Below are 14032 nucleotides of genomic sequence, written 5' to 3'. Positions count from 1 at the left end.
TTAATAGACAACAGAGCTACTATTTACTTAGTTAGTTTACTAAATAATAGTAATAAAAAGAAGTATTAATTTAAGTTACTTTCTTTTTTTGGGTTTTTGATCCACAGGATTGTAATCTTCTACAAGATCATGCTTGTATACGGAATGATAGTATCAAACCCTTTCCTTCCAAAATAGGCTTCCGGATTGTCTTCTGACGCCACCATAACAAAATCACCTCCCCACGCACCAAGGCTTTTGATGCTGCCTTTAAAATCCTTAAAAAGCATCTCCTTGACAGGTTGCTGTTTGATGATTTTTGAAATAATGCGCTCATGGCTTTGCATTAAATACTGAAATGTTTCTAAAGTAGTGCAGCCAATCATATCGTTCGTAATCGCATTGACCTCAGAAAGTGCCAAATGGATGTTGCTTTTGTTATTTTGGTAAGAAGCAATGCCCTCTCTACTATTTTGTTTTTTATTTAAAAAGACAAAATACAAGTGTTGTTTAAATTCCGGATTGAAATCACGTTCAATGATCGTTCTTCCGGTTGTTTCAAGTTGATAGGTAAGTGGTGAATTATGTTGTGCACAGGCAATATCATAACCACTGCCACCAAACGTGTCTTCAAGTAATTTATAGGCATCAAGTTTTGCCCATTGGGCCATATTATTGATTAAGGTAGAGGAGGTTCCTAATCCCCAATTTCTCGGAAAATCTGCTTGAGTTTTCACCTTAACACCGCCGTCTTCGTTTAAGAAATTGGGATTGTATTTTTTGACTGCCCTCATAATTTGCAGCAAACGTTCATTGATAGGGGTGTCAGTAGTTTTTAAATTTCTAAAGTTCTCGTTTAAAGATAGCGTGGTCTCAAACCATAAATGTCCGAGATGATCATAACTTTCCCATTTTATTTGGTGTTCTTGAATTGGTTCCACCGTAAGGGATTGTCCATATGAAGTGGGTATGGCCAATGCCAATGCGCCATCTAAAATAAGGTATTCGCCTGTGATGAGTAATTTACCGTTGCTGTAAAATGTGTTAGGTTTCAATGTTTTGTGTTTAGTGTTCAGTCTGCAGTCTGCAGTCTTCAGTCTTCAGTCATCAGTCATCAGTCATCCGTCATCCGTCATCCGTCATCACTCATCCGTCATCCGTCATCAGACGGCAGTCTTCAGTGTTTATGGCTACGCAAAACTACGCGGGCAGATGGGACTTCAATCCTCATTTGCCAATAACCTAAGGTTGCTCAACGCGGCCTCTACCGAGCTATGTGTGACAATGTTACTTTTAAAATGAGCGATGATTTTTTCTTTCTCTTTACCCGTGGCATTGAGCTGGTTGAGCATGTTCATCAAATGCATTTTCATATGGCCTTCCTGAATTCCTGTTGTGGTTAATGAGCGTAAGGCCGCAAAATTTTGCGCCAATCCTGCCGCCGCTACAATCTGCATCAGCTCTTTTGCGGTAGGGTGATCCAACATCTCTAAGGCCACTTTAACCAAAGGGTGCAACGTGGTCAACCCACCTACAGTGCCAAGGGCCAGAGGGATTTCCATCCAAAATTTGAACACGCCATCTGAGATCTCAGCATGAGAAAGGCTACTGTAGGTTCCGTTGCGTGAAGCATAGGCATGGACACCGGCTTCAACCGCTCTAAAGTCATTTCCTGTAGCGAGCACCACGGCATCTATCCCGTTCATAATGCCTTTATTATGGGTGACGGCTCTATAAGGTTCTATTTCAGCAATCTTTACCGCCTGCACAAATTTATGGGCAAACTCCTCTGAAGCTATACCTGAGTCTTCGTTCAGGTCTTTAACAGGGCAGGATACTTCAACTCTTACCAAACAGTCGGGCACATAGTTGGATAAAATGCTCATGACTATTTGGATGTGGCTTTCAGCTTCTGAGAATTCCTCAAAATGAAGCGCTTCCGTTTTAAATGTTTTTGCAAACTGCTCTAAGCACGAGTTGATAAAATTGGCGCCCATGGCATCCATGGTTTCAAAGGTGGCATGGAGCTGATAATAGTCTTTTAAGCTTTCAGATTTGTCCCTCAACATGATATCCAAAATACCACCACCACGTTTTTTCATGCTTTTGGTGATGTGCTGGGAATCTTCAATAAGCTTATGCTTTATTGTTTTAAAAAATTTTTGCAGTTTGTCAAAACTTCCATGGTACATAAAATGGACCTGGCCAATTTTTGTGGTGGATAAGACTTCCGTTTTAAATCCGCCACGGTCCAACCAAAATTTAGCCGACTTACTAGCGGCAGCCACCACTGAGCTTTCTTCAATAGCCATAGGGATGGTGTACAATTTACCATTGATCAAAAAATTGGGGGCCACACCAAATGGCAAGTAATAATTTGTGATGGTGTTTTCAATAAATTCATCATGAAGCTGCTGTAGCTTTTGGTCGGTATTCCAATATTGTTTGATGGCTTGTTTTGCGGCATCTGCATCTTTAAAATAAGTGCTAGCAATCCATTCAATTTTGTCTAATTTGGATAGTTTGGAAAAGCCTTTAATTGGTTTACGCATAAGGAAAGTTTATAAATGCAAAGATACTATTCTTGTCATGAATATAAAGCCACAAATAATAGCTTTGAGTTTTTAACTATTAAAGGTTAGCGTTTTTGCATTATTTTTAGTAAACTTGACAGCATTTTTATCAGAAATAAAACCCTTAATGAAGTATTTAAAAAGTTCCTTATTTGTCTGTTTTTTAGTAACTGTTTTAGCCTCAGCGCAAAACAAGGAAATTACCCTCGATGCCATCTGGAATGGCACCTTTAGAACCCAAGGAATCCAGTCTTTGCATTCCATGAATAACGGAAAACAGTACGCCGTGCTCAACAATGAAAAGGGGTCCACAACCATAGACGTCTATGATTACAAAACCTTGTCTAAAGTTGAAACGTTGGTAAGTTCCTCTGATATGGAATCCATAAGCAATTTTTCAAACTACACGTTTAGCAAGGATGAAAGTAAAATCATTTTGGCTACTGCAGTTGAACCTATTTTCCGTCGGTCAACGCTGGGGGTGTTCTATGTGTATGACATTAAAAGCAAGACGTTGGTAAAAATTGCCGATCAAAAAATACAAGAGCCAACCCTATCTCCAGATGGAACAAAAGTGGCCTACGGACTTAACAATAATCTGTATATCAAAGATTTTGAAAACAATCAAACCACCCAAATTACTTTTGATGGCGAGAAAAATAAAATCATTAACGGTATTACGGATTGGGTCTATGAAGAGGAATTTTCCTTTGTGCGTGCCTTTGAATGGAATGCTGACGGCACCTATTTAGCTTTTATCCGTTTTGATGAAACTGAAGTGCCTGAGTTCTCCATGGACATGTACGGTACGGCTTTGTATCCTGAGCAATCTGTTTTTAAGTATCCTAAAGCGGGAGAGGCCAATGCTATTGTGTCGCTTCATATGTATGATTTGAAATCAAAAAAGATTAAGGATGTTGAGGTGTCAAAGGCATATTCTGATTTTTATATCCCGCGGATCAAATGGACCAACAGTCCAGATGTCCTAAGTGCACAATATATCAACAGACATCAAAATGAGCTCGATTTATGGCTGATTAACGCCAATGATATGACGGCTAATTTGGTTCTGGAAGAAAAAGATAAGGCCTATATTGATGTGACCGATAATTTGACATTCTTAAAAGATAATAGCTTCATCTGGACTTCAGAAAAGGATGGTTACAATCATATCTATCACTATTCAAAAGAAGGCAAACTGATCAATCAGGTGACCAAAGGCCCATGGGAAGTGACTACCTATTATGGGTTTGATGAGAAAAACAACACTGTTTTTTATCAGTCGGTAGAAAATGGATCCATCAATAGAGATGTGTATGCCATTAAAATTAATGGGAAGGATAAGAAACGATTGACACAGAAGGAAGGCACAAATTCGGCCGATTTCAGTACAGATTTTACTTATTTCATCAATACGTATTCAAGCGCTACCACAGCACCAGAATATACCTTGCATACTGCCAAAGATGGAAAACTCGTAAAAGTGATCAAAGATAATTCGGCTTTAGAGAATACGTTGGAAGCCTATGACCTCCCTAAAAAAGAATTCAGCACCATTGCAGTTAATGGGAATGATTTGAACATGTGGATGATCAAACCAACAGATTTTGATGCTACAAAAACCTATCCGTTATTCATGTTCCAATATTCAGGCCCAGGGTCTCAATCTGTCAGTAACACGTGGAACGGCGCCAATGATTATTGGTATTATTTCTTAGCTCAAAAAGGCTATATTGTGGCTTGTGTAGACGCTAGGGGAACAGGATTTAAAGGCGCTGATTTTAAGAAGGTAACTCAAAATGAATTGGGAAAATATGAAGTGGAAGATCAAATTGATGCAGCAAAACAGTTAGGCTCTAGAGCTTATATTGATGCAGAGCGGATAGGTATTTGGGGCTGGAGTTATGGCGGATTTATGAGCAGTAATGCACTATTTAAAGGGAATGATGTTTTCAAAATGGCCATTGCAGTAGCACCAGTAACCAGCTGGCGTTTTTATGATACCATTTACACAGAGCGCTACATGACCACACCACAAGAAAATGCCTCAGGATATGATGACAATTCACCAATCAACCATGTTGATAAATTAAAAGGCGACTTTTTATTGATCCATGGCTCGGGGGATGATAATGTCCATGTCCAAAACAGTTTCCGTATGATTGAGGCTTTGATACAAGCAAATAAACAGTTTGAATGGATGATTTATCCTGATAACAATCATGGTATTTATGGTGGCAATACCAGATTACATTTATACACCAAAATGACCAATTTTATTGATCGTACACTGGGCGATAAAATTGAAGCAAACAACTAATTTTCTCCAAGAACACATAACGAGCTAACTAATACTTAATTTATATGTCAACAACAGTATCATTACAACCCAGTAAAAGAGAACTTTGGGGTCATCCCGTTGGGCTTTACATCTTGTTTTTTACAGAGATGTGGGAACGTTTCTCTTACTATGGAATGAGAGCATTATTAACCCTTTATTTAGTTCAGAAAACCACAGCTGACAATCCAGGATTAGGATGGTTGGATTCACAGTCTATTATGCTGTACGGATGGTATACAATGCTGGTTTACGTGATGTCCATACCGGGAGGCATGCTAGCTGACAAAGTTTTTGGACAGAAAAAAGCAGTGCTTTATGGCGCCCTAATTTTAGTTGCGGGCCACGGAATTCTGGCTTTTGATCAAATGTGGGCTTTTTATACCGGATTAGCTTTAATAATTTTAGGAGTTGGTTTACTCAAGCCTAATATCTCAACTATGGTTGGAGGGTTATACAAAGAAGGCGATATAAGACGTGACAAAGGATTTAGCATCTTTTATATTGGCATCAATTTAGGATCTTTGCTAGCAACTTTTATCGTGGGGTATGTTGGCGAAGAAATAGGTTGGCACTACGGATTTGGGCTGGCAGGTATCGCCATGCTTTTCGGATTAGCAGTTTATTTATATGGTCAAAAATATTTGGTTCATGTAGGTAATAAACCAACAGAACAAGAAAAGAAAGACGATGTTTCCTTGGTGAGGTTATTCTCAAATTTATCCAAATCCCCTTTACAGTTAGGGGTTGTGGTGTTAATTTGTGCTTATGCAATTTACGCGGGTTTTACTTATGATGGGATTGACAATTGGGGCTATACTGCACTCTATATATTTATCGCATTGGTTGCAGGTGTGTTGATGATGATTTATAAAAATTTGAATACACAAATTCTTAAAGATAGATTTTTGGTGTTATTGTTATCATTTCTTATTGTGATTGTATTTTGGGGAGCCTTTGAGCAAGCTGGAGGATTGATGAGTATTTATACCAAACAAAATACGGACAGAATGACTTCCCTATATAATATCAATATCTTCTTTTATATAGTAATTGGAATTTTTGCATTGAAAGGTGTTTATCAATTGGTTAAAGGAAAAAAAAGCTATACCTATTGGATGGCTGGAGCAGCTTTGGCAGCTATATTGTTTTTCGTTCTAAAAAAATACCTGTTCGTAACTAACCCATTTGAAATTCCTGCAACATGGTTTCAGTCTTTAAATGCTGGTTTCATTATCATTTTCGCAACGCTTGTTGCGGGGTATTGGGCGAAACGAAAACTAAAAGGTAAAGAGGCTTCCTCTTTATTCAAAATGGCTATTGGTACCATGATCATGGGCTTGGGCTTTGTATTTATGATTTTTGCTGCTAAAGAATACAATGCGAACGGTAGTTCTGCTATGTATTGGTTGGTTTTTGCCTATTTGTTCCACACTATTGGTGAATTGTGTTCTTCTCCTGTGGCCTTATCTTTTATAACCAAATTGGCGCCTGTAAAATATGCATCGTTGATGATGGGTGTTTATTTTGCCGCAACAGGTTTGGGCAACAAGGTCGCTGGTATTTTGGGAGAAAATGCATCTGAGTATGGCGAATATGCTGTGTTTTCTGGAATTACAATTTTCACAGTTCTCTTTGGAATCTTAGTCTTAGCGCTATTAAAACCTTTAAAACGTTTGACTCACGGTGCTGAGGATAATGAAAGAGAAATAAAAGAGCAAGAAAATTATGAATTGGGAGATCCAGACATCAATAAGTAGTAGTAGTACGCTATGAACACGACAAAGTTTAGATTCGAAGGGTCTGAAATGAACAGTAAATTATTAATGGGCCATCCTTCTGGCTTGTTTGTGCTGTTTTTTACAGAAATGTGGGAACGTTTTTCATATTATGGAATGCGTGCCATTCTTGTGCTTTTCTTAACACGCTCTGTTTTAGAAGGGGGCTGGGCATGGTCAAGAGAAGAAGCATTGGGACTTTATGGTACCTACACCATGCTTGTTTATTTTTCTCCAATAATTGGTGGGTTCTTAGCTGATAAATATTTAGGATATAGAAAAGCCGTTGCAATTGGTGCGCTGATCATGACTTTAGGTCATGCCGCAATGGCGTTTGACACCCCTTGGAGTTTGTATGTTGGTATTGGTCTTTTGGTTGCTGGAAATGGTCTATTTAAACCAAACATCACCTCTATCATTAGTGGTATTTATGTAAATGCCCAAGACAAAAAAGATGGCGCCTTTACTATTTTCTATATGGGCGTGAATGCTGGTGCTTTCCTTGGTATCCTATTATGCGGATATATAGGTGAAACCGTTGGCTGGCATTACGGATTTGGTTTGGCTGGGGTATTCATGTTTTTAGGAATGTTACAATTTTGGTTGGCACAAGGCATTTTTGGAAGCATAGGTTTGTCACCATCCAAAACTATAGAATATAACGATGCGATTGTTCATGATAAAGACGTTCAGGAGCAAGTAGTCCAGCAGAAAGTACCTTCCAATGTTCAACGTGATAGGTATATAGTCGTTGGGATATTAGCTTTTTTCACCATTTTCTTTTGGGCAGCATTTGAACAGGCAGGTGGTTCAATGACGATATTTGCGGCAGATTATACGGATCGATTGCTCATTGGTAGCAGTGCCGATATTTTCAGAATAGCAAATACGTTGCTTACCATAGTGCCTTTGATGATCATAACTTATGTGCTATTTAAACTGTTTCAAATAACTTTTAAAAAATACGCCCTCTCAAATATATCGTTAGGGACAAGTTTTGCAATTATTTGGGGAATTGTCATTTGGATGTTATATAATCAATTCAATACCATTGGCACGGAAGTTCCTGCATCGTGGTTTTCAATTTTGAACTCATTCTATATCATCGCTTTTGCACCATTGGTCTCCAAAATCTGGGAGAGCAAATACAATCCTCCTGCTTCAGTTAAATTTGGAATAGGTTTGGTATTGTTAGGCTTAGGATTTGGCATTCTTGCCTATGGCTCTGCATCAATTCAACAAGGTGCTCAAACAGCTTCTGTGAGTATGATTTGGTTAATTTTAGCCTACCTACTGCATACTTTAGGCGAGCTATCCTTATCACCTGTAGGATTGTCCTATGTAAGTAAGTTAGTGCCAGCAGGTAAAATAGGACTTATGTTTGGGCTCTGGTATATTGCTGTTGGCCTTGGTAATAAAGCTGCTGGAGAAATGGGTGGAATGATTGATAAAATCTCAGCTTCATATGATATGAGTACGTTCTTTTTGATTTTCACAATAATACCTATTATCGCCGGACTTATTGTAATGGCCTTAACGCCAATCATGAACAAACTCATGCACGGTGTGAGATAAAATCTTCAAATAGTTAAATAAACGTGAAATGCTCCGCTTTTGGAGCATTTTTTGTAGTTTAAACTTAGATTTGCAAAAAAAATAGGATTATGAAAAGATTTGGATTGTTAATGGTGTTGACGATGTTTATAGCCTTCAACAGTATGGGACAACAAATAAAATGGGTCACTTTTGAAGAGGCACTCGCCCTTCAAAAAAAGAATCCTAAAAAAATTATGATGGACGTGTACACCAACTGGTGTGGTCCTTGTAAAATGTTAGATAGAAACACATTTCAAAATCCTGATGTGGCCAAATATGTCAATGACAATTATTATGCTGTGAAATTTGATGCAGAGGGCAATGAGGTCATCAACTATAAAGGCAACAGCTACGCAAATAAAGGCTACAAGGCAGAAATGGCCAGCCGAAGAAATAGTGTACATGATTTAACACATGCGCTTCAAGTAAATGCCTATCCAACAATCGTATTTTTTGATGAAAATGGCGACATGATTTTTCCTGTCAGAGGCTATCAAAATCCACAACAATTGGAACTTTATCTAAAAATGTTCCAGAATGATAAACATAAGGAAATGAAAACCCAAGAAGATTTTAACACCTATTACTCCGCCTTTAAACCAGAATTTAAGGGGTAAGTTGAGTTGTAAAGTTGGGAGTTGCCAAATTGTAATATTTGTATGTCAATCTGCGATCTCTTCCAGCAACAAAACATCGCATTCAAATTCATTTAATCCTTTTTTAGTACAAAAGCGCCCTCTCTACTGGTCAAGTGGAAGGGTACGTTTTGTTTAATACAACTCGCTTCCCAGCGTTCGAGATAGGATTTATAATTGCTGCCATCTGCTATAATCAATGTAGGTTTGATAGTCTCCAATAAGCGTGTCAGATTGATTTTTGGAGAATTCCTCAACACCACATACTTCGGTTGAAATTGCGGTAACTTGTAAACTCCTGAACTGTCCACCACTAAGATTTTCTGGTTGTTGAAGATGTAGATGCTTTGTAAGGTATCCTGTTTTATAGCTGTTAGCGCGTTACCAACTTTAAAATTTCTAGTCACATTGTCTCTGGAATAGATGGAGCTGTCCAAGTTGTGCAACACGGTCATGGTGGCGTTCTTTTTGATGCCCATCATACTGTATCTGCTTTTATGGAAGACTATAAAGGCTTCGGTTTGGTTCTTGTTCTTATCAAAAATTAAAACTGATTGAAAGATCAAGACAGCAATCATCGCTATGGTCAAACGTTTAAAATTTTGCTTTTTGAATAAGAGCAAGAACGTTACGATTAAAAGATAGGCCGTAAATACCTGCAGCAATCCGAAGGAGACATCCTGGAAAACAAAACGTTCCTGTTGTGAGATCCATCGCACAAAGCTATTCATTATACTGATCATGCCGCCATACAAATCAGCTAGCCAAGTAGGAAGAAAATTGATCAGTCCTAAAAAAATCACCAGAATACCAAGGCCTAAAATAATTCCTAGTACTGGGATAATTACTAAATTGGATATGAAGAACAAGCCTGGAAATTGATGGAAATAAAACAGACTAATGGGTACAACACCTAATTGCGCTGCCAGTGTTACCGTAAATATCTGCCATAATTTATTTAGAGGTTTGAATTTTGGCAGCCATAATTTTACAAGTGATGGTTGAATGCTCACAATTGCCAAAACCGCCAAATAACTCATTTGAAACCCGACGTCAAATAGGAATAGCGGCTTAAAAAGCAACAGAAAAAGCATAGAAATGACCAAGGTATTATAAATGTTGGAAGGACTTTTCAAATTCATCCCAATAGCCACAATACTGAACATCATCACAGCCCTAGTCACTGATGCTGATAATCCGGCGATAATGGCAAAGCTCCATAACATTAATACAAGCACGACGGTTTTTATAATCTTACCATGGCGTAGATATTCCAATGGTTTGAATAATGAATTTAGTAGTAGCAAAATAATCCCAACATGCAAGCCCGAAACCGCAAGGATATGAATGGCGCCCGCTTTGGTATAGCTGTCATAAATTTCTGGACTGATATCTTGCCGTTGTCCTAACAATAAAGCATTGATGAGTGCCAATTCATCAGGTTTGAAATTTTTTGATTTTAGCTTTGTGTTGATCGTTCGGCGCAAGTTTGCGGCATAACCAAAAAACGTCTGTGTATTTGAGGAAAGCTTTAAAAGATGTTGGTGGTCTGAGAAAACTTGATGGTAGATGTATTGTTTTTGGAGATAGGCTTTATAATCAAACTGGTCTGGATTTAAAGGAGGGCTCAGCTCTACTAAGTTTGAGGAATCAAGGAAGACATCATCTACTTTGAAGGGGCTTGAAAGACTGTCTTTTTGGACGTTTAAAAGCGTTTTTCCACTTAGTGATTGATTGTTGATTTTTAAAATGTCAACACTATATTTATTATGATACGCGCTAGGTTTGAGCACTTCCCTAATGCGAAAAGTAATTGTTTCTATCGAATCTTTAGCCGGGTCAATGTGTTGTGTGTAATGAGTTTTAAAAGTTTTTTGATCATGGAGTTGATAGGTCAATATACCAATAACAAAGAACGTGAACAATGCCAGTATTCCAAATCCGTTGGACTTTACCCAACGTCCTTTCTCGACAATCAAAAATCCCGATAAACTAATGAGAAGCATACCAACTGCCACAAGAGTGACTTTGATCTGGAGTTCAAAATAGTGTATAAATATAATCCCCGCAATAAGACAACCAGTAATCTTGATGAGCGCAAAATTGAGTAATTTCATGCGCTCTAAGTTACTAAAAATTAGTGTTATAGAACGCGTCTGGCCTGAACAAAGGCAAAGTACCAATATTTTTCGGCCAAGTTGGAAATTATCACGCCGCTACTGGTGCTGGCGTGGATAAATTCAACAAACCCTTCTCTTGCAGACGTAACAATCCCAACGTGATTAACGTCTCTGCTGTTCCTTCTTGTGGCAAAAAATAAGAGATCGCCTTTGTCTACTTCCTTTAAATCAACCCAATCTCCAGTTACTGACAAGTCGCCTGTGGTTCTTGGCAACGCAATATTCTCACTGTCAAAGGAGGTCACAACGAGGCCAGAGCAATCCATCCCTTTTTTTGTAGTACCCCCGTATTTGTATCTCACGCCATCAAATTTTAGGGCATAGTCCACAACATTGTCGGCTTGGGCGTTTGTGGAATTTGATCCTGATCTATGTGATCTTGAATCAATTTTTTCAGTCTTTGATTTGGTAGTGACCACTCGTTTAGAGGATTTACAGCTACTAAACACGACCAAGAGAAGAAGGATTAGGGCAATCTTTTTCATTTCAAGGTAATTTTTGATAAAAATATTAATTTATTGGAAAACGAAGCCACTATTGCGCAATATATTAAAGATTACAAAAGTGAGGTGTTTGATCCCTGTTCTTGTGATGCCTGATATATGGTATGTAATAGTATAAAAAGTAGACTACCTTATACTGTTCCCATTTTAATAAACTGCTATAGGATTTTGGCCGATTTGCAACTTAGTGTGCGCGGTCATTTTTTACATGTTTATAAATCAAACTTGCCGTCTTTCTGCTTGCGCCTTTCCCACCTAGTTTCTTTTCCAACTCAAAATATTCCATAAAAAGCGCTTCACGCTTCTCAGTTTTGAGAATGTTTTCCAACTCCTTTTTTAAACGCTTGGTATTAAAATCATCTTGGATCAGTTCCGTCACCACAGGTTTATCCATAATCAAATTGACCAAAGAAATGTAGTCTAATTTGATCACGCGTTTCGCAATTTGATAGGACAACCAACTCCCTTTGTAGCAAACTACTTCTGGGACTTTAAACAATGCGGTTTCCAAAGTGGCAGTTCCTGAAGTAACCAAAGCGGCCGTTGCCAAACTTAAAAGATCATAGGTCATATTATTGACAAAGGATACATTTTCCTTTTTGATGAACGTGCTATAAAACTCATAGTCCTGACTCGGCGCTCCTGCAATCACAAACTGATACTCTTCAAAGTCTTTGACAACACTGAGCATTACAGCAAGCATTTTACGAATTTCCTGTTTTCTGCTACCAGGTAATAGCGCTATAATTGGTTTGTCTGAAAGTGCGTGTTGTGCTCTAAAATCATATTCACTCACTTGCGTTCTATCGGAAATAGCGTCAATAAGGGGGTGGCCCACAAACTCAACGGGATAGTCGTGTTTGTCTTCGTAATACGATTTTTCAAAAGGTAGGATGACGTACATGTGGTCAACATCGCGTTTGATGGCATGGATTCTATTTTCTTTCCAAGCCCAAATTTGCGGAGAAATATAATAATGGGTCCTAAAGCCTTTTTCTTTTGCCCATTTTGCAATACGTAAGTTAAAGCCGGGATAGTCAATGAAAATAATGACATCGGGCGAGTACTTTTCAATGTCTTTTTTGCAAAAGGCAAGATTTTGGGTAATGGTTTTTAAGTTCATGACCACTTCCAAAAATCCCATAAAAGCCAAGTCGCGATAATGCTTTACTAGTGTCTCACTGACATTTTGCATCAAGTCGCCACCCCAAAACCTAAACTGGGCATTGACATCCTGTCTTTGTAAAGCTTTCATAAGGTTGGCGCCATGTAAATCTCCAGAAGCTTCGCCAGCAATGATATAGTATTTCATGTATTGAGAGTGCCGTTTATAATGCGTGAAAAAGATAAAGGTTATATGTCGTTCTTATCTATAATTTAATATAAACGTAACAATGGTAACGGTAATCGTAGCCAGTATAACGCCTCGGGCACGGTAATCGCGCTTTTGTTTCAGAAAAAGGAAAAATACCACAAGATTAAGGATGGCACCCATGCTGACCAATTTACTGAATAAACCTTGCGCCAAAGATTGTTTGAATGCTGTGGTCATGTCTTCACCGTTTCCAAAAATAACAATCGCGATAATAAATCCGATGGCGTTGGCGATCACACCCACTAAAAATCCTATAAATACTTCTTTTTTAATTCATTTAAATTCCAAGAGTTTAAGTTCTGTATGCAATGGTGGGCGGTAAGATCAAACTGAACTGGCACAACGGATACATACCCATGTTCCAAAGCCCATTCATCTGTATCTTCGCCATTATCTAAATTGACAAATTTGCCGGTTAACCAATAATAATCGCGTCCTTGTGGGTTTTTGCGTTTGTCAAATTCTTCTTCCCAATTTGCTTTTGCTTGACGGGACACTCTAATGCCTTTAATATCATCTTTAGCCAAATTAGGGATATTGACATTCAAGACCACCCCATTTGGTAAACCGTGTTCCAATACATTTTCAACAATGGTTTTGACATAACTCTTACAGGCCTCAAAATTGGCGGTCCACTTATAATCGCATAATGAAAAACCAACGGCAGGAATCCCTTCAATACCTGCTTCCAAAGCGGCACTCATAGTACCTGAATAAATGACGTTGATGGACGAATTGGAGCCATGATTGATGCCAGAGACGCAAATGTCAGGCCGCCGCCCCAAAAGTTGCTTCACTGCCAATTTTACGCAATCGGCTGGTGTACCGGAACAGCTGTATTCTTTTTGATCTCCAGTGTCAATGTGTACCGCTTCTACATATAAAGTTGAATTAATGGTAATGGCATGTCCCATAGCACTTTGCGGACTATCCGGAGCAACCACGACTACCTCACCAATGGTCTTCATCACTTCAATTAAAGTGCGTAGTCCGGGTGCTGTAATACCATCATCATTAGTCACTAAAATCAATGGTTTCTTCTTCATTCAGCAATGTGTTTAGATTGCTAAAATAC

At 38.5% G+C, this 14032-nt stretch carries 11 protein-coding genes; 4 read left to right on the top strand and 7 right to left on the bottom strand.

Translation table 11 applies throughout. The annotated features are described in order from the left end of the window. Positions 1 to 119 precede the first annotated feature (119 nt). Entirely contained in the window at positions 120 to 1034 is a 915-nt protein-coding gene (locus A9996_RS15360) for a GYDIA family GHMP kinase (RefSeq protein WP_066437028.1), read from the bottom strand. Positions 1035 to 1199: 165 nt separating this feature from the next. Then, positions 1200 to 2531: a hydroxymethylglutaryl-CoA reductase, degradative gene (locus tag A9996_RS15355; RefSeq protein WP_066437025.1), complete on the bottom strand. Its 1332-nt coding sequence runs from the start codon at positions 2529 to 2531 to the stop codon at positions 1200 to 1202. Between the two features lie 148 nt (positions 2532 to 2679). Between A9996_RS15355 and A9996_RS15350 the strand changes: the two genes are divergently transcribed. The 4 genes from A9996_RS15350 (at position 2680) to A9996_RS15330 (ending at position 8881) form a co-directional block, all read left to right on the top strand. Further along, positions 2680 to 4872, top strand: a complete 2193-nt coding sequence (locus A9996_RS15350; protein WP_066437022.1) for a S9 family peptidase — start codon at positions 2680 to 2682, stop codon at positions 4870 to 4872. A gap of 44 nt (positions 4873 to 4916) precedes the next feature. Further along, on the top strand, positions 4917 to 6650 hold the full coding sequence (locus A9996_RS19690; protein ID WP_083993985.1) for a peptide MFS transporter: 1734 nt from the start codon (positions 4917 to 4919) through the stop codon (positions 6648 to 6650). 12 nt (positions 6651 to 6662) lie between these two features. Then, on the top strand, positions 6663 to 8243 hold the full coding sequence (locus A9996_RS15335) for a peptide MFS transporter (RefSeq protein ID WP_066437019.1): 1581 nt from the start codon (positions 6663 to 6665) through the stop codon (positions 8241 to 8243). 89 nt (positions 8244 to 8332) lie between these two features. Continuing rightward, positions 8333 to 8881 carry a thioredoxin family protein gene (locus tag A9996_RS15330; protein WP_066437016.1) on the top strand — a complete coding sequence of 183 codons (549 nt, stop codon included), beginning with the start codon at positions 8333 to 8335 and terminating at the stop codon, positions 8879 to 8881. A 92-nt stretch (positions 8882 to 8973) separates the two neighbouring features. Here A9996_RS15330 and A9996_RS15325 read toward each other — a convergent pair whose 3' ends face one another. From A9996_RS15325 to surE, 5 genes are all read right to left on the bottom strand, one after another. Beyond that, positions 8974 to 11016 (bottom strand): ComEC/Rec2 family competence protein, encoded by a 2043-nt coding sequence (locus A9996_RS15325; protein ID WP_066437012.1) that lies wholly within the window; start codon positions 11014 to 11016, stop codon positions 8974 to 8976. 26 nt (positions 11017 to 11042) lie between these two features. Then, positions 11043 to 11564 (bottom strand): C40 family peptidase, encoded by a 522-nt coding sequence (locus A9996_RS15320; protein WP_066437010.1) that lies wholly within the window; start codon positions 11562 to 11564, stop codon positions 11043 to 11045. A 202-nt stretch (positions 11565 to 11766) separates the two neighbouring features. Continuing rightward, positions 11767 to 12894: a lipid-A-disaccharide synthase gene (gene lpxB, locus A9996_RS15315; protein ID WP_066437007.1), complete on the bottom strand. Its 1128-nt coding sequence runs from the start codon at positions 12892 to 12894 to the stop codon at positions 11767 to 11769. 54 nt (positions 12895 to 12948) lie between these two features. Next, positions 12949 to 13200: a hypothetical protein gene (locus A9996_RS15310; RefSeq protein ID WP_248912362.1), complete on the bottom strand. Its 252-nt coding sequence runs from the start codon at positions 13198 to 13200 to the stop codon at positions 12949 to 12951. Positions 13201 to 13208: 8 nt separating this feature from the next. Beyond that, positions 13209 to 14003, bottom strand: coding sequence for a 5'/3'-nucleotidase SurE (gene surE, locus A9996_RS15305; RefSeq protein WP_066437000.1), 795 nt, complete (start codon positions 14001 to 14003; stop codon positions 13209 to 13211). Positions 14004 to 14032 lie beyond the last annotated feature (29 nt).

Origin of the sequence: Gelidibacter algens (assembly GCF_001678675.1) — a bacterium.
Taxonomy (GTDB): Bacteria; Bacteroidota; Bacteroidia; order Flavobacteriales; family Flavobacteriaceae; genus Gelidibacter; species Gelidibacter algens.
The sequence above is the reverse complement of the archived record's forward strand: the minus strand, read 5'-3'. Positions and strand labels throughout refer to the sequence as shown.

Coding starts and splice junctions, on each gene's coding strand:
- A9996_RS15355 (WP_066437025.1), bottom strand. CDS start 2,531: ATGCGTAAACCAATTAAAGGCTTTTCCAAACTATCCAAATTAGACAAA.
- A9996_RS15325 (WP_066437012.1), bottom strand. CDS start 11,016: ATGAAATTACTCAATTTTGCGCTCATCAAGATTACTGGTTGTCTTATT.
- A9996_RS19690 (WP_083993985.1), top strand. CDS start 4,917: ATGTCAACAACAGTATCATTACAACCCAGTAAAAGAGAACTTTGGGGT.
- surE (WP_066437000.1), bottom strand. CDS start 14,003: ATGAAGAAGAAACCATTGATTTTAGTGACTAATGATGATGGTATTACA.
- A9996_RS15335 (WP_066437019.1), top strand. CDS start 6,663: ATGAACACGACAAAGTTTAGATTCGAAGGGTCTGAAATGAACAGTAAA.
- A9996_RS15330 (WP_066437016.1), top strand. CDS start 8,333: ATGAAAAGATTTGGATTGTTAATGGTGTTGACGATGTTTATAGCCTTC.
- lpxB (WP_066437007.1), bottom strand. CDS start 12,894: ATGAAATACTATATCATTGCTGGCGAAGCTTCTGGAGATTTACATGGC.
- A9996_RS15320 (WP_066437010.1), bottom strand. CDS start 11,564: ATGAAAAAGATTGCCCTAATCCTTCTTCTCTTGGTCGTGTTTAGTAGC.
- A9996_RS15350 (WP_066437022.1), top strand. CDS start 2,680: ATGAAGTATTTAAAAAGTTCCTTATTTGTCTGTTTTTTAGTAACTGTT.